This window comes from Pseudomonas sp. 57B-090624 (genome assembly GCF_003234055.1).
Taxonomy (GTDB): Bacteria; Pseudomonadota; Gammaproteobacteria; order Pseudomonadales; family Pseudomonadaceae; genus Metapseudomonas; species Metapseudomonas tohonis.
In genome coordinates, this window is sequence record NZ_QKRU01000072.1 from 19,226 (window position 1) to 34,603 (window position 15,378).

General features: G+C 64.7%; 16 protein-coding genes and 1 pseudogene. 11 read left to right on the plus strand and 6 right to left on the minus strand.

Annotated elements, in window-relative coordinates; translation table 11 throughout:
- Window positions 1-46: 46 nt before the first annotated feature.
- Window positions 47-1,822 (minus strand): aspartate--tRNA ligase, encoded by a 1,776-nt coding sequence (aspS, locus tag DMX10_RS26210; protein WP_111263846.1) that lies wholly within the window; start codon window positions 1,820-1,822, stop codon window positions 47-49.
- A gap of 224 nt (window positions 1,823-2,046) precedes the next feature.
- Between aspS and DMX10_RS26215 the strand changes: the two genes are divergently transcribed.
- The 6 genes and pseudogenes from DMX10_RS26215 (at window position 2,047) to DMX10_RS33020 (ending at window position 6,598) form a co-directional block, all read left to right on the plus strand.
- Entirely contained in the window at window positions 2,047-3,153 is a 1,107-nt protein-coding gene (locus DMX10_RS26215) for an HD domain-containing phosphohydrolase (protein WP_111263847.1), read from the plus strand.
- A gap of 86 nt (window positions 3,154-3,239) precedes the next feature.
- Window positions 3,240-4,058 (plus strand): SDR family oxidoreductase, encoded by an 819-nt coding sequence (locus tag DMX10_RS26220; protein ID WP_111263848.1) that lies wholly within the window; start codon window positions 3,240-3,242, stop codon window positions 4,056-4,058.
- A 133-nt stretch (window positions 4,059-4,191) separates the two neighbouring features.
- Window positions 4,192-4,662, plus strand: a complete 471-nt coding sequence (locus DMX10_RS26225; protein ID WP_111263849.1) for a Dps family protein — start codon at window positions 4,192-4,194, stop codon at window positions 4,660-4,662.
- Between the two features lie 104 nt (window positions 4,663-4,766).
- Window positions 4,767-5,834, plus strand: coding sequence for a GGDEF domain-containing protein (locus DMX10_RS26230; protein ID WP_111263850.1), 1,068 nt, complete (start codon window positions 4,767-4,769; stop codon window positions 5,832-5,834).
- Between the two features lie 161 nt (window positions 5,835-5,995).
- Window positions 5,996-6,319: pseudogene (locus tag DMX10_RS33470) on the plus strand (cold shock domain-containing protein membrane protein); the annotation flags it as partial.
- Between the two features lie 54 nt (window positions 6,320-6,373).
- Window positions 6,374-6,598: a cold shock domain-containing protein gene (locus tag DMX10_RS33020; protein WP_164488216.1), complete on the plus strand. Its 225-nt coding sequence runs from the start codon at window positions 6,374-6,376 to the stop codon at window positions 6,596-6,598.
- A 48-nt stretch (window positions 6,599-6,646) separates the two neighbouring features.
- On the opposite strand, the gene DMX10_RS26240 is transcribed toward DMX10_RS33020, so the two are convergent.
- Together DMX10_RS26240 and DMX10_RS26245 are read right to left on the minus strand one after the other, a co-directional pair.
- Window positions 6,647-6,853: a SlyX family protein gene (locus DMX10_RS26240; protein ID WP_111263851.1), complete on the minus strand. Its 207-nt coding sequence runs from the start codon at window positions 6,851-6,853 to the stop codon at window positions 6,647-6,649.
- Window positions 6,850-7,281, minus strand: a complete 432-nt coding sequence (locus DMX10_RS26245; protein WP_111263852.1) for an HIT domain-containing protein — start codon at window positions 7,279-7,281, stop codon at window positions 6,850-6,852. The genes DMX10_RS26240 and DMX10_RS26245 overlap by 4 nt, the downstream gene beginning before the upstream one ends.
- A gap of 812 nt (window positions 7,282-8,093) precedes the next feature.
- Here DMX10_RS26245 and DMX10_RS26250 point away from each other — a divergent pair.
- Window positions 8,094-9,452 carry an OprD family porin gene (locus DMX10_RS26250; protein ID WP_111263853.1) on the plus strand — a complete coding sequence of 453 codons (1,359 nt, stop codon included), beginning with the start codon at window positions 8,094-8,096 and terminating at the stop codon, window positions 9,450-9,452.
- A 116-nt stretch (window positions 9,453-9,568) separates the two neighbouring features.
- On the opposite strand, the gene DMX10_RS26255 is transcribed toward DMX10_RS26250, so the two are convergent.
- Window positions 9,569-9,976 carry a PaaI family thioesterase gene (locus tag DMX10_RS26255; protein ID WP_236204643.1) on the minus strand — a complete coding sequence of 136 codons (408 nt, stop codon included), beginning with the start codon at window positions 9,974-9,976 and terminating at the stop codon, window positions 9,569-9,571.
- 115 nt (window positions 9,977-10,091) lie between these two features.
- Here DMX10_RS26255 and DMX10_RS26260 point away from each other — a divergent pair, with 115 nt between their 5' ends.
- Genes DMX10_RS26260 through DMX10_RS26270 form a run of 3 tightly spaced genes read left to right on the plus strand, consistent with a single transcriptional unit; the run spans window position 10,092 to window position 13,359 of the window.
- Window positions 10,092-11,807 carry a proline--tRNA ligase gene (locus DMX10_RS26260; RefSeq protein WP_111263855.1) on the plus strand — a complete coding sequence of 572 codons (1,716 nt, stop codon included), beginning with the start codon at window positions 10,092-10,094 and terminating at the stop codon, window positions 11,805-11,807.
- Between the two features lie 10 nt (window positions 11,808-11,817).
- The gene (locus DMX10_RS26265) at window positions 11,818-12,774 is read left to right on the plus strand and encodes a hypothetical protein (RefSeq protein WP_111263856.1); all 957 of its coding nucleotides are present in this window, start codon (window positions 11,818-11,820) and stop codon (window positions 12,772-12,774) included.
- A 6-nt stretch (window positions 12,775-12,780) separates the two neighbouring features.
- Window positions 12,781-13,359 carry a lytic transglycosylase domain-containing protein gene (locus DMX10_RS26270; protein WP_111263857.1) on the plus strand — a complete coding sequence of 193 codons (579 nt, stop codon included), beginning with the start codon at window positions 12,781-12,783 and terminating at the stop codon, window positions 13,357-13,359.
- Here the strand turns inward: DMX10_RS26270 and DMX10_RS26275 are convergent.
- On the minus strand, window positions 13,356-13,631 hold the full coding sequence (locus DMX10_RS26275; protein ID WP_111263861.1) for an acylphosphatase: 276 nt from the start codon (window positions 13,629-13,631) through the stop codon (window positions 13,356-13,358). The genes DMX10_RS26270 and DMX10_RS26275 overlap by 4 nt on opposite strands.
- Before the next feature lie 2 nt (window positions 13,632-13,633).
- Window positions 13,634-14,113 carry a TlpA disulfide reductase family protein gene (locus DMX10_RS26280; RefSeq protein ID WP_111263858.1) on the minus strand — a complete coding sequence of 160 codons (480 nt, stop codon included), beginning with the start codon at window positions 14,111-14,113 and terminating at the stop codon, window positions 13,634-13,636.
- A 30-nt stretch (window positions 14,114-14,143) separates the two neighbouring features.
- On the opposite strand from DMX10_RS26280, the gene DMX10_RS26285 reads away from it, so the two are divergent.
- The coding region (locus tag DMX10_RS26285) for a PilZ domain-containing protein (protein ID WP_111263859.1) at window positions 14,144-15,378 on the plus strand (1,235 nt) is incomplete at its 3' end.

Consider the following 15,378-nt stretch of genomic DNA (forward strand, 5'->3'; position numbering starts at 1 on the left):
GCTAGTGGCGGCGGCGCATCGGGCGCCGCCGTCGGGGTGGAACGATTTACTCGGCCTTGGGCTGTTCGCGCAGGCGGATGTGCAGCTCGCGCAGTGCCTTGCCATCCACGGTGCCCGGAGCCTGGGTCATGACGTCACCGGCGCTCTGGGTTTTCGGGAAGGCGATCACTTCGCGGATCGAGGCGGCGCCGGTCATCAGCATGACCAGGCGATCCAGGCCGAAGGCCAGGCCGCCGTGCGGCGGGGCGCCGTACTTCAGCGCATCGAGGAGGAAGCCGAACTTCTCTTCCTGCTCGGCATCGTCGATGCCCAGCACGCGGAACACCGCCTGCTGCATGGCCTTGTCGTGGATACGGATGGAGCCGCCGCCCAGCTCGGTGCCGTTGAGCACCATGTCGTAGGCCCGGGACAGCTTACCGGCCGGGTTGGCCTCCAGCTCTTGCGGGGTGCACTTGGGCGCGGTGAACGGGTGGTGCAACGAGGTCAGGCTGCCGTCGTCGTTCTCTTCGAACATCGGGAAGTCCACGACCCACATCGGCGCCCACTCCTTGGTGAGCAGGTTGAGGTCATGGCCGACCTTGATGCGCAGCGCACCCAGGGCGTCGCAGACGACCTTGGCCTTGTCGGCGCCGAAGAACACGATGTCGCCATCGACCGCACCGACGCGGTCGAGGATCACGTTCAGGTTAGGCTCGGCGATGTTCTTGACGATCGGCGACTGCAGGCCGTCCACGCCCTTGGCGCGCTCGTTGACCTTGATGTAGGCCAGGCCCTTGGCGCCATAGATGCCGACGAACTTGGTGTAGTCGTCGATCTGCTTGCGCGGCATGCTCGCGCCGCCCGGCACGCGCAGTGCGGCGACACGGCCCTTCGGATCGTTGGCGGGACCGGAGAAGACCTTGAACTCGACGTCTTTCAGTTGATCGGCGACATCGACCAGTTCCAGAGGGATGCGCAGGTCGGGCTTGTCCGAACCGTAGCGGCGCATGGCCTCTTCGAAGGGCATGTGCGGGAATTCGTCGAACTCGACGTCGAGGACTTCCTTGAACAGCTGGCGAACCATCTTCTCGGTGATGGCGATGATGTCGCTCTCGTCGAGGAAGCTGGTTTCGATGTCGATCTGGGTGAATTCCGGCTGGCGGTCGGCACGCAGGTCTTCGTCGCGGAAGCACTTGGCGATCTGGTAGTAGCGATCAAAGCCGGCAACCATCAGCAGTTGCTTGAACAGCTGCGGCGATTGCGGCAGGGCGAAGAAGTTGCCCGGGTAGGTACGGCTCGGTACCAGGTAGTCACGCGCGCCTTCCGGAGTCGGGCGACCGAGGATGGGCGTCTCGACATCGAGGAAGCCGTTCTCGTCCAGGTAGCGGCGGATGCTGCTGGTGATGCGCGCGCGCAGCTTCAGCTTGGCGGCCATTTCCGGGCGGCGCAGGTCGATGAAGCGATAACGCAGGCGGGTCTCCTCGCCGACGTCGGAGTATTCGTCCAGCGGGAAGGGCGGGGTCTCGGCCTGGTTGAGGACCTCGAGCTCGTAGCCCAGCACTTCGATGGCGCCGGACGCCATGTTGGCGTTGACGGCGCCAGCCGGGCGCGGACGCACCTTGCCGGTGACCTTGACGACGTATTCGCTGCGCACGCGGTCGGCCTTGGCGAAGGTCTCGGCGCGATCCGGGTCGAACACGACCTGGGCCAGGCCTTCACGGTCACGGATGTCGAGGAAGATGACCCCGCCGTGGTCACGGCGACGGTGGACCCAGCCGCAAAGGGTGATTTCCTGGCCGTCCAGGCTCTCGTTCAGTTGGCCGCAATAGTGGCTGCGCATCATGGTCGTGTTTCGCTTCTCTTGAGTCTTGAATTCGTCGGGCCGCCAGTGTGCGTGCCGTCGATGACCGCGGACGGGCGGTGACTCGCCGCCGGGCATCGGGACCACACTGCCGCAGGCCGGGGACCGGTGGCAAAGGGGCGGATTATATATGGTTAATCGATACCGCGCAGCCGCCCGCCGGAAGCCTTTCTATACTCAAGAGCCCAAGCCCGTGGAGGACGCCCATGGCCACGCCGCGCCCCGTCGACATCACCGCAGACCTGCTGGATGACTTCCGCCAGGAAACCCGCGAACAGTTCTCCCGCTGCGAGCACCTGCTGATCGAGCTGGAACGTCACCCCGATGACGACCAACGCCTGCGCGAGCTGTTCCGCCTGGTGCACACGCTCAAGGGCAACCTCGGCTACGTCGGCCTGGACCGCCTGAACATCCTGCCTCAGGCCCTGGAGGACGTACTCGCCAGGCTGCGCGAAGGCAGCCTGGCCTTCGACAGCCTGCTGGGCGACATCCTCCTGCTACTGCAGGACCGTCTGCGCGCGCAGATCGAACAGGCACTGCGCGGCGACACCGGGGAGCAGGAGGATGTACGCCCGCTGAGCAAGGCCCTCAGGACCCTGGCCAGCGCGCCCGCCCAGCGCCAGGCGGAACTGCGCAGCGCCCTGCTGCACCGGCTGGACCCGAGCACCCGCCTGCTCCCCCCGGAGCCCGAGGCGAAGAGCAGCGGCCCCCTGGCCCGCCACGACCTGGAGGACGAGCCCGACCTGCGTTTCTTCGTCGAGCTCATGGCGGCGGCGGAGAACCGCTCGCGCTTCTGGCAGGGCCGTGGCCAGCGCCAGCTGGAGCTCGCCCTGGCGATGAACGAGCGCGCCGGGCGCCCCGTATCGCCCCGTCAGCTGGCCGCCGCCGTGTGCCTGCACGACCTGGGCATGGCGCTGCTGCCGCTGGAACTGCTGCACAAGCAGGAGCCCCTGAACCATGACGAGCGCCGGCGCATGCAATCCCACCCGCGCATGGGTGCGGAACTGCTCAAGCGCATGCCGCAATGGGAGGACGCCGCCGAAATCATCCTGCAGCACCAGGAGCACGCCGACGGCAGCGGCTACCCCAAGGGCCTGCGCGAAACGGAGATCAGCCCCGGCGCGCTGATCCTGAACATCGTCGATACCTTCGACGCGCGCACCCACGAACGGGCCCACCAGACCCTGAGCAAGCGCCCGCTGCTGCGCGCCATCCTCGAAATCAACGGCCTGGGCGGCAGCCAGTTCAGCGCCTACTGGGTCGACATCTTCAATCTCTGCCTGCAGGAAGACCCCACCCTCGCCCACCTTTGACTCGGTTGTCGCCCCCACGGCGCCTGACTAAGCTGCCCACGCGGCCCCACCACTCGCGGCGGGGCAGAATGAATCGAGGAGTCCAGATGCAGGCGCTAGCAGGGAAGGTCGCGGTGGTGACGGGAGCAGGATCGGGCATCGGACGGGCACTGGCCCATCAGTTGGCTGCCGAGGGTTGCCACCTGGCGCTGGCGGATCTCGATCGGGAAAAGCTCGCCGAAGTCGCCCGGGAACTCGATCGCCAAGACCTGAGGATCACGACCCACCCCCTGGACGTGGCCGAGCGCGCGGCGGTCTATGCCTTCGCCGACGAGGTGCTCGCGGCGCACGGCAGCGTGCAACTGGTGATCAACAACGCAGGCGTCGCCCTCTCGCAGACCGTCGCGGAACTGCGTTACGACGACTTCGAATGGATCATGGGCATCAATTTCTGGGGCGTGGTGCATGGCACCAAGGCCTTCCTGCCCCACCTGCTGAGGAACAACGAAGGGCAGATCGTCAACGTCTCCAGCATCTTCGGCATCATCAGCCTGCCCACCCAGGGTGCCTACAACGCCAGCAAGTTCGCCGTGCGCGGCTTCACCGAAGCGCTGCGTCAGGAACTGGCGCACACCGGCGTACGCGCCAGCTGCGTGCACCCCGGCGGCATCCGCACCAACATCGCCAGGGCCGCGCGCTTCTACCAGGGCCCGGATGGGCGCCAGGACGCCGCCCGCGCCGCCGCGCAGTTCGACAAGGTGGCCCGCACGACGCCCGAGGAAGCGGCCCGGGTGATCATCGAAGGCATTCGCCGGCAGCGCCCCCGCATTCTCATCGGGGCCGACGCGCGCCTGCTCGACCGCATCCAGCGACTGCTACCGGCCGGCTACCCGCGCGTCCTGGCAAGACTGCTCGGCCGCCGTTGAACCTCCCGGCGACCATAGCCTCAAAGCATCGCAACGATTGATACACGCCAGGATCGACCCTGGGGCGCTCTATGCTAGGCTCTGCCGCATCACGGGCCCCAGCCAGGCCCCGGCCACTGAGAGGAGTAAAGGCATGGAAATCAATATCGGAATCGCCGAACAGGATCGCGCCGCGATCGCCGAGGGCCTATCCCGCCTGCTGGCGGACACCTACACCCTCTACCTCAAGACCCACAACTTCCACTGGAACGTCACAGGGCCGATGTTCAACACCCTGCACCTGATGTTCGAAGGGCAGTACACCGAGCTGGCACTCGCCGTGGACTCCATCGCCGAGCGCATTCGCGCGCTGGGCTTCCCGGCACCCGGCACCTATGCCGCCTACGCGCGCCTGTCGTCGATCAAGGAGGAGGAAGGCGTGCCGTCTTCGGACGACATGATCCGCCAACTGGTCCAGGGCCAGGAGGCCGTCGTGCGCACCGCTCGCGGCATTTTCCCGCTGCTGGACAAGGTCAGCGACGAGCCGACCGCCGACCTGCTGACCCAGCGCATGCAGGTCCACGAGAAGACCGCCTGGATGCTGCGCAGCCTGCTCGCCAGCTGACCCCGACGGACGTGTGCAAAGGCCCGGTTCTCCGGGCCTTTCGCTATGCGCAAAAGCCTGCCTGAACTATGCTCTGGCAATCCGCTCCCGACACAGTGACGCGAATGAGTCAGCCGCCGAAACCTCCCCTGCTCATCGAGCTATTCCCCGAAGAAACCCGCGAGGCAGCCGAGTTGCTCAAGCAGGCGGTCCCCCTCATGGTGCGCCACGACATTCCGCCAAATCCCGTCCACTACGCGCTCTGGTACACCTACAGCAAAGGCCTGGAACCGGACCTCAACCGGCGCCTGGACAAGATCGTCAAGGACTTCGACAGCTTCCCGCCCGACTCGGCCATCAAACTGTTCCGCGACTACATCATCCGCGGAGAACTCGACGCCGCCCGCGCCGGGCAGCAACAGGTCATCGAACTGGTCGACGACATCGAGTCCGGCGTGAGCCGCAGCGTGGTGGGCAGCACCGCCTACCAGCACAGCCTCACCCTGGGCCTCGCCGCGCTGCACGATCCGATCATCGACGACCTGCCCAGCGTCCTCGGCGAACTGCAGCAGAGCACCCAACTGATGCAGGAACAGCAGGAGCAGTTCCTCTACCGCCTGCGTGCCGCCCAGTCGGAGATCCAGAACCTGCGCAACCAGCTGGAGAAAGCGCAGATGGCGGCGACCCTGGACAGCCTGACCCAGGTGTTCAATCGCCACGCCTTCACCCGACTGCTCGAACAGGCCCTGGCCAGCACCCACGAAGGGCTGGCCCTGGTGATGCTGGATATCGACCACTTCAAGCAGTTCAACGACCATTTCGGCCACCCGCCGGGGGACCGCGTGCTGCAGCATGTCGGCCAGTTGCTGCGCGAACTCCTGCCACCCCGTGCCATGGCGGCACGCTACGGCGGCGAGGAGTTCTGCGTGGTGCTGCGGGACTGCCACGACCTGGCCACCGCCCACCAGTTCGCCGAAACCCTGCGCCAGAAATTCCAGGCCCTGCGGGTGAAGGTACGCCGCACGGACCAGATCCTCGACACCATCACCGCCAGCTTCGGCCTAGCCCTGGCAGAGCCCGGCGACAACCTCGAAAGCCTCCTGACCCGCGCGGACGACGCGCTCTACCAGGCCAAGCGCAATGGCCGCAACCAGGTCCATCCGCGGGCCCCGGAAGCGGCCCTAACCGCTTGATTTGAGTAGCCCTCCTCTTTGCTGTTAAATACGGCCCGGTGCTCCCGGCCTCAAGTTGCCGAGGCCCGGAAACGACCGCCCAGCCCAGCCCTCCCTTCACCTGGATACGCTACCTGGACGGTCTTTCCGACGTGAGCGTTATCAAGGTGAGTCCATTGAACATGTTGAAGATCGTCCATCTGCTGACGGGCGCTGCCGCCCTGCTGTTGTCCTTCATTCCCAGCCTGCGAACCGATGCCCTGCCCTACCTGCAACAACCCGATGCCATCTACCTGGCGATGCTCGGTGCGCTCAACCTGCTACTCGCACCTGTAGTGCCTACATGGGCCAAGGGCCTGCACAGCCAGCTGCAGGGCGTCGTCTCCGCCCTGCTGGTCCTGGCCGTCGTACTGCAGACCCTCATCCTGCTGGCGCCGCTGTCCACCATCGGCGACCAGCCCGCCATCCTGCTCAGCCTGCTGGCGGTGATCGCCGCCGTTCTGCTGCACCTGGCGATCAACCTGCGCAAGGTCACCCAGGCCGCACCGCTGCCCCAGGACATGTCCAACCGCGAGACGGGCACGGTGAAGTGGTTCAACACGTCCAAAGGCTTCGGCTTCATCTCCCGCGACTCCGGGGATGACATCTTCGTGCACTTCCGTGCCATTCGCGGCGAAGGCCACCGGGTGCTGATCGAAGGCCAGCGCGTGGAATTCTCCGTCATGCAGCGCGACAAGGGCCTGCAAGCCGAGGATGTGATCGCCGCGCTACCTGGCCGTCGCTGAGTCCGGCTGTAAAGAAAAGCCCGCCAGATGGCGGGCTTTTTCATACCTTCAATAATGAGGAGGCGGTGCCTCTTCCTCACCGCCGCCGAATTGACCGAGCAGTTCCTCCTGGCGCTTGGCCAGCGCGGCAAGCTGGAGCTGCAAACGCTCGACCACCCGCTGTTGCGCTACCAACACGTCGTTGAGCGCCTGGATGGTGTCGTCCTGGAAAGCCAGGCGGGTCTCCAGTTCGTTGATACGTGCTTCCAGGCTCATGGCTCGACCTCCGCGAAGCGAAAATCTCCGGTCAGCACCAGCCGCAGCCTGGCCATCACCTCAGCGACCTGCTCCGGCGAATAGGGCTGTGCCGGATGGCGGCCCCAGACCGGAGCCGGCCAGGCGGCATCCTCGCGACGCCGCACGATGACATGCATGTGCAACTGGCTCACGACGTTGCCGAGGGTGGCGACGTTCATCTTGTCGGCACCGAAGCTGTCCTTGAGCACCTCCGCCAAGCGCGTGGTTTCGTTCCAGAGGCGAAGCTGATCGTCGGCGTCGAGCTGGAACAGCTCGCTGACCTCCTCGCGACGGGGCACGAGGATGAACCAGGGGTAATGCGCGTCATTCATCAGCAGCAGGCGGCACAGGGGGAAATCTCCCACCGGCAGGCAATCCTGCTGCAGTCTCTGATCCAGGGCGAACATAGCGACCTCTCCTGTTCTACCGGGGTGAGCCCCGAGCTTAATCCCGCCCCGGCGACAGGCAAAGCCGAACGACGAGGTGGAAAACGGCGCGCAGGATAACCAAGGAATCCGGGCAGCGGAATCATCGCAACGCCCTCCTTTATATAGAGGCACAGCCGATGCGTTCCGAAAGTGCGCACCGGTTACCGTGACGCACCAAAATCGCCCACCACCATCCCGATCGTTACCCACCTTCACACTCGCACCACGGCGGAGCACGGACCTAACCGACACGGCGTGGCGCTGCAACCCCCGGAAAGCACAAAAAGGCCGCCCAACAGGCCCTTCGCCAGCCACCACGGCAGAGCGAGCCGGATAAGGATGTCGCCCCGGAACACGCCATCCGTCTCACACCGATAAATTTTCCCGGCTACGACCCCACTTTGAGCACGGTTGTTGCTTTACACCGAACAAGGTCGCAGCAGGCACCCACGCTCGCATGCACACCGCCTCCGGAGTGCCGACAGGAGGCTGTCGAACAGCCATCGGAAGCGCGCATCGAATGAAGGACGGAAGTGCAGGCTTAGTTGCCCTAAGTGCCTGGCCAGACCGCATAAAAATACGAAACGAAGGGATTGCAAGGCGAAAACTACGAATATGCGACATGCTCACACCGAATTTGCGACATGGCCGTGAAGAATTCGTAAGGAATAGAGTTGAACTATCGCCAACATAGACGTCGTGCTATAAGTTAGCGCCGACACAAAAAGAAAGAACCGCCTTCCATATATAAGAAAGCGGCGAGAATCTTCAAAACCAAAGGAGCAATCACAATGCAAGTGATGAAGTGGAGCGCACTGGCCCTGGCCGTGACCGCCGGTACCACCCAACTGGCATTCGCCAGCGCCCAGGACGAGTCCAAGGGCTTCGTGGAAGACAGCAAGCTGTCCGTTCTGAACAAGAACTATGCCTTCTATCGTGACTTCCGTAACAACGGCGTCAACAACGGCGGCAGCGCTACCAACCAGAACTACCGTAACGAGTGGGCACACGGCATCCTGGCCAACTACCAGTCGGGCTACACCCAAGGTACCGTTGGTTTCGGGGTTGATGCTCATGGCGCACTGGGTATCAAACTCAACAGCGGCGGTGGCACTTCCGGTACCGGCCTGATGCCTATCGGCAGTGATGGCAAAGCCCAGGATGATTACTCCTACGCTGGCGGTGCCGTTAAGGTTCGCGTATCCAATACCGAACTGAAATACGGCAACCTGATTCCGACCGCTCCGGTCTTCGCCACTGGTACCGCACGCCTTTTCCCGGGCACTGCTGAAGGCTTCCAAATTCTCAGCAGCGAGCTCGAAGGCCTGACCGTCGACGCCGGTCACTTCACCTCTATTCGTGACGGCAGCCTCTCCACCAACAAAGACGGCGACATCACCCTTGCTTATGGTGGTGTTATTGATGCCAAGAGCGCCGACTACATCGGCGGTACCTACGCTATTTCCGACCAGCTGTCCGTCAGCCTCTACGGTGCAGAGCTGGAAGATATCTACCGTCAGTATTACGCCAACGCGAACTACAGCATTCCGCTGGCCGAAGACCAAGCCCTCGGTTTCGACTTCAACATCTATCGCACCCTTGACGAAGGCCAGTCGAAAGCAGGCGAAATCGAGAACACCGCGTTCTCTCTCGCCGCGTCCTACTCGATCGGTGCTCACAAGCTGACCCTGGCCCACCAGCGCGTCAATGGCGACGAGCCGTTCGACTACATCGGCATGGATGGCGGCAACTCCGGCGACTCTATCTTCCTGGCCAACTCCGTGCAGTACTCCGACTTCAACGCTCCTGGCGAGAAGTCCTGGCAGCTGCGCTATGACCTGAACATGGCCACCCTCGGCGTTCCTGGCCTGAGCTTCATGGCTCGTTACATCACCGGCTCCGATGCAGACGGTACCAAGGCAGACCCGAACGGTGCGTACGCTGGCGCCTTTGGCTCAGACGGCAAGGAGTGGGAGCGCAACCTGGAAGCCAAATACGTCGTGCAAGACGGTCCGGCCAAGGATCTCTCGGTTCGCATCCGTCACTCCACCTGGCGCGCCAACAACGACATGGGCGGCTTCTACTCCAGCGGCAGCAGCGCTATTGACGAAGTCCGCGTCATCACCGAGTACCCGCTGGACATCCTGTAATACAGGCCCAACTGTTACTTCGATACAAAGAGCCCGGCTTATGCCGGGCTCTTTCTTTATATATGTCTACGCACGCGTAGTTGAAAGCCATCACCAACTAAAACTTGTCGCACCAGTCAGATTGGCAGCGCATAAGTCCCGGTGACATGGGCCACCAGCTCTTCCTCCATTCCCCGCGAATATAGCGACACCTCACACACCGCCTGCCTCCTGCTCAACCTGAGTATCCGAGCCTCCGCCATCAGGTCGAGCGGCTGTAGCCGGGCCAGGAAGTTGATGTTGAGGTTGCTGGTCACGGCCATCTCCACCCGACCGAGGCGACCCAGCACCACCGCGTACATCGCCGCATCGGCCAGCGCCATGAGGGTCGGACCGGAAAGCGTGCCGCCCGGGCGCACCAATTTGGACTGGAAGGGGACCCGCGCCAGTGCACCCTCCGCGTCCAGGCGCTCGATACGCAAGTCGATATCCTCCGCCATCGGCACCCCCGTGCGGATCAATGCCTCCACCTGCCCAGCACTCAAACCGCCCATCGCCCCTCCCCTTTCCGATTACCGGGCCGCAACCTGTACGCGCCCCAACGAGCGCCGTACAATGCCGAGCCAATAAAACCCATCGCAACCGACGAAACGGCCAAACATGCGTACCAGTCAGTACCTGCTCTCCACCCTGAAGGAAACCCCCACCGACGCGGTGGTGATCAGTCATCAGCTGCTGCTGCGCGCGGGCATGATCCGCAAGCTGGCCTCCGGTCTGTACACCTGGCTGCCGATGGGCCTGCGTGCGCTGCGCAAGGCCGAGGCGATCGTACGTGAGGAAATGAACGCCGCCGGCGCCCTCGAGGTGCTGATGCCGGCTATCCAGCCCGCCGAGCTCTGGCAGGAATCCGGCCGCTGGGAACAGTACGGTCCCGAGCTGCTGCGCCTGAAGGACCGCCATGGCCGCGACTTCTGCGTCGGCCCGACCCACGAGGAAGTGATCACCGACCTCGCGCGCAACGAGCTGAACAGCTACAAGCAGCTGCCGATCAACCTGTACCAGGTACAGACCAAGTTCCGCGACGAAATCCGTCCGCGCTTCGGCCTGATGCGCGGCCGCGAATTCATCATGAAGGACGCCTACTCCTTCCACAGCACCCAGGAATCCCTGCAGGAAACCTACGACGTCATGTACGGCGCCTACTGCAAGGTCTTCACCCGCCTGGGACTGAACTTCCGCCCCGTGCAGGCCGACAACGGCTCCATCGGCGGCAGCGGCTCCCATGAATTCCACGTCCTCGCCGAATCGGGCGAGGACGATATCGTCTTCAGCGACAGCTCCGACTACGCCGCCAACATCGAGAAGGCCGAAGCCGTTCCGCGTGAAACCGCTCGCGGCGCCGCCACCGAGGAACTGCGCCTGGTCGACACCCCCGATACCAAGACCATCGCAGCCTTGGTCGAGAAATTCGGCCTGCCCATCGAGAAAACCATCAAGACCCTGGTCGTCCACGGCGCCGAGGAAGGCACGCTGGTCGCCCTGATCGTCCGTGGTGACCACGAGCTGAACGAAATCAAGGCCTCCAACCAGGCCCTGGTCGCCAGCCCCCTGGTGTTCGCCAGCGAAGAAGAACTGCGTGCCGCCATCGGTGCCGGTGCCGGCTCCCTCGGCCCGCTGAACCTGCCGATGCCCTGCATCGTCGACCGTTCCGTAGCCCTGATGAGCGACTTCGCCATCGGCGCCAACATCGACGACAAGCACTACTTCGGCGTCAACTGGGAACGCGACCTGCCCCTGCCGGAAGTCGCCGACCTGCGCAACGTCGTCGCCGGTGACCCGAGCCCCGATGGCAAAGGCACCCTGGTGATCAAGCGCGGCATCGAAGTGGGCCATATCTTCCAGCTCGGCACCAAGTACAGCGAGGCGATGAAGCTCAGCGTGCTCGGTGAGAACGGCAAGCCCGTCACCCTGATCATGGGCTGCTACGGCATCGGCGTTTCCCGCGTCGTGGCCGCCGCCATCGAGCAGAGCTACGACGAGCGCGGCATCCTCTGGCCGGACGCCCTGGCGCCCTTCCAGGTCGCCCTGGTGCCGCTCAAGTACGAGACGCCGGCGGTCAAGGAAGCCACCGACAAGCTCTATGCCGACCTCACCGCCGCCGGCATCGAAGTGCTGCTGGACGACCGCGACAAGAAGACCAGCCCCGGCGTGAAATTCGCCGACATGGAGCTGATCGGCATCCCCCACCGCATCGTGGTGAGTGAGCGCGGCCTGGCCGAAGGCAACCTGGAATACAAGAGCCGCCGCGAGACCGATAGCCAGGCTGTCGCCGTCGACGAGGTTCTGTCCTACATCACAGCACGCGTCCGTCGCTGATCGAGAAGAAATGTTCAAGCGTAGTTCCATCCGCCTCACCGGCGCCGCCCTCGGCGGCGCCCTCTTCCTCAGCGGCTGCGCCAACCACCTGCCCCAACGGGCCGAACACGAGGAGCGCGTCGAGCGCAAGCTGCTGAGCCATGAGCTGCAGATCGACGTCGGCGAGCCACGTGTGCTGGAACTGCCGCAACGCCGCGTGCGCGTGAACGAACAGAAGACCTTCGAGGTGACCGAGTTCGAAGTCACCCGTCGCTACGATCGCTACACGCCCTACCAGCCCTGGCGCGAGATCTACGAGATCCCGCTGGGCGCCGTGGCCGTGGTGGCCGGTGTCGGCGCCAACGTGCTCAACGTGGTGCTTTTGGGCAGCCTGCCCGATACCGCGACCAAGGACTGGATCAGCTACGGTTTCGCCGGCCTCAACCCCTTCATGAACGTCGAGTCCAATGGCCGCTCCGAACAGAACCTGGCCGATATCGACGAGCAGCAGCGCGACAAGCGCGTCGAATACTCCAGCCTGCCCTGGGCCGAGCGCCCGGTACTGGTGACCGCCGGCAAGCAGAGCAACGAACTGCTCACCGACCGCCACGGCGTCTTGCGCCTGAACCTGCTCGATGGCCCCTTCGCCGAGCAGGACACCAGCCGCATCGGCAAGCTGCTGCTCAGCGTGGAAGACCCACTCGACGGCACCCGCTCCGAATCCAGCCTGATGGTCAGCCGCTCCCTGCGCGGCAAGCTGCAGGAAGCCCACGCGCTGATCTTCGAGGACCTGGAAGACGATGAAGTGCCGCAGTGGGTGCATCGAGTCAAGCGCCTGTCCGAGCTGGGCCTCGAAGAAGAAGCCAGCGAGCTGGAACAGAGCCTGATCGAGCTGACCCGCAACGACCCCGAGCTGCAGCAGGAATTCCTCAAGGCCTTGATGAAAGATGCAGGGCGCCTGGCTGCCGACCCCGGCGAAAGCGACTGACCCACCATGCCCGCGCCCTGGCCAACGCTGCTCCTGAGCGGCCTGCTGGCGCTGACGGCCCCCGCCTTCGGCAGCCTGCGCCAGGCGCCGGAACCCGAACTGCGGCAATTGCTGCAACGCACGGTCACCGAGGCCGACAGCTTCGGTGATCGATTCGACGCCGAAGTCTGGCTGCTCGACATGTCCACCCGCCTGAAGCGCTACGTACCCGACCCGGCCGAGCGCCTGGAACTGCTCAGGCTGGTGCACCACGAGGCGAGCAAGGCCGGCCTCAGGCCCGATCTGGTGCTGGCGCTGATCCATACGGAAAGCCGTTTCGACCGTTTCGCCATCTCCGCAGTGGGCGCCCAGGGCATGATGCAGGTGATGCCCTTCTGGAAGGCCGAGCTGGGCCGCCCCCAGGACAACCTCACCGACAACGCCACCAACCTGCGCTACGGCTGCACCATCCTGAGCTACTACCTGAAGAAGGAACGGGGTGACATCAACCGGGCACTGGCGCGCTACAACGGCAGCCTCGGCGAAAGCTGGTACCCGGCCAAGGTGGTCGGGTTGTGGCAGGACATCTGGTACGTACGCCCCTAGCGGCGCACGATGAAACCGGCGATTCCCTGCAAGGGCTGCTCTTCCAGCTCGACCGCCGTCACCTTCGCCCCGCGGGGGCCCTGTTCGAGCCAGGCAGCCAATTCGCGTACCGTCGGCTCCTCCCCCTCGAACAGCACCTCCACGCGGCCGTCCGCCAGGTTGCGCACCCAGCCATCCAGATCGAGGCGGTCCGCCTGATCCTGGGTCGACTGACGGTAGGAGACCCCCTGGACCTTGCCGCTGACGTAGCCATGCAGACAGATGCGCGCCATGCTCATTCCCCTTCCTTCAGAGCGACCAGCCGCTCGTTGAGCCCGGCGGCGGTCTGCTCGCCCATCAGGCGCTCGCGCACCTTGCCCTGGGGATCGATGATGTAGGTCACCGGCAATGCCTCGCTGCGCGGCAGTTGGTAGCGCTCCGCAGGGTCCTGGGCGAGCACCGTGAAGGTGATGCCCATCTGCTTCGCGGCCTTCTCCAGTTCGGCCCCTTGCAGGCCGTCGAAGTTCACGCCCAGTATGCGTACGCCCTTGCCCTCGGACTGGCCGGCCAACGCGTTGAGCTCGGGGATCTCGGTGCGGCAGGGGCCACACCACTCTGCCCAGTAATTAATCACCAACCACTGGTTTTCGAGGCCGGCAGTCGCTACCTTCTGTCCATGTTGGTCGAGGCCGATATCGTCCGAACAGCCTCCCAGCAACAGCCCGGCACCCATGAGAATGAGCGCCCCGAAAACAGCCTGGAGTCGTGATCCCATGCAATCGATCCTCATATATGCAGGGTTGATATGACGCTGGATGCCCTGTGCCTGGAAGTGCCGGACATCCTCGAAGAGGACACCCCTATCCTGGCGGGCCTGAACCAGTTCCTCGCCGACGCCCGCCAGCAGCCGCAGGACGGCGCGTTGCAGCAGGTGCTCGGCCAGTTGTTCCGGCTCAATCGAAGTGCGGTGACCTTACTCGAAAGACAGCGCGCGCTGCAAAGCTTCAGCGAGGAATACCGCCACTACGCCACGGCCTATGAACACGGCGCCCTGCCGCCGATGCTGTTCCTGCGCCTGTGCAGCGAACTGGCCGCCGGCTTCAAGCGCCTGCTGCTGCAGATCCTACAGGGGCGCCAGCCCTCGCTGCCGCACCTGGCCTGGTGCCTGTACATGGCCCAGCACTTCATCGCGCAGACGCTGATGCGCCACTACCAGCACTACCAGGAGCCACCTGGCGCACTGTGGCGCGACAGCCACTTGCTCTACTGGATCGGCGAGCACCAGGGCTGCCTGGACGAGCCGGTCGCCGCCGCCTTCCGCCCGGTTCCGGCCAGCACCTTGCGCGGCCTCTACCAGCAGGTGCTGCTGCTGGCCCTGAGCAACCCCTTCCACCTCACCGAGGGCGAGTGCCCCCTGCTGTTCGGCGCCCTCGCCCCCCTGGCCGGGCTCGCACACCTGCTGCCCTGGGACCAGGAAGACGAGAGCGACGGCCCGACCGTCGATCTCACCGACGCCCAGCCCTACGTGCCTTATGACCGCCTGCAGGCACTGACCGGCGGTCCCTACCTGCGTCGCCTGGAACTGGGTCCGTTGCTGATCGCCCTGCACGAACCCGCCCCGCTGCGCAGCACCGCCGAGCACGGCCTGCTGGAGCGCGTCAGGCAGAACTGGCAAGGACGCCAGCAGCGCCGCCACCCACGCACCGAATACGAAGGCTCCTGCAGCATGGTGGTGGGCCTGCCCGCCATCCATGCCCAACTGCTGGCGCAACGCCCGGCCAGCCTCGATGCCCAGATGCTCGACGCCAGCGCCGGCGGTGCCCGCCTGCTGTGCCACGCCGACCAGGGTCCGCAACTGCCGGTGGGCCAACTGACCCTGCTGCTCAACAGCGGCACGCCGACCCTGGCACTGGTGCGCTGGCGCCACACCAACCAGGAAGGCCTGCACCTGGGCCTGCGCTACCTCAAGGGCCTGCCGCGCCCGGTCTGGCTGCGCCGCGCCCCCAACTCGCAAACCCACCCCGGCGTACTGCAGAGCAC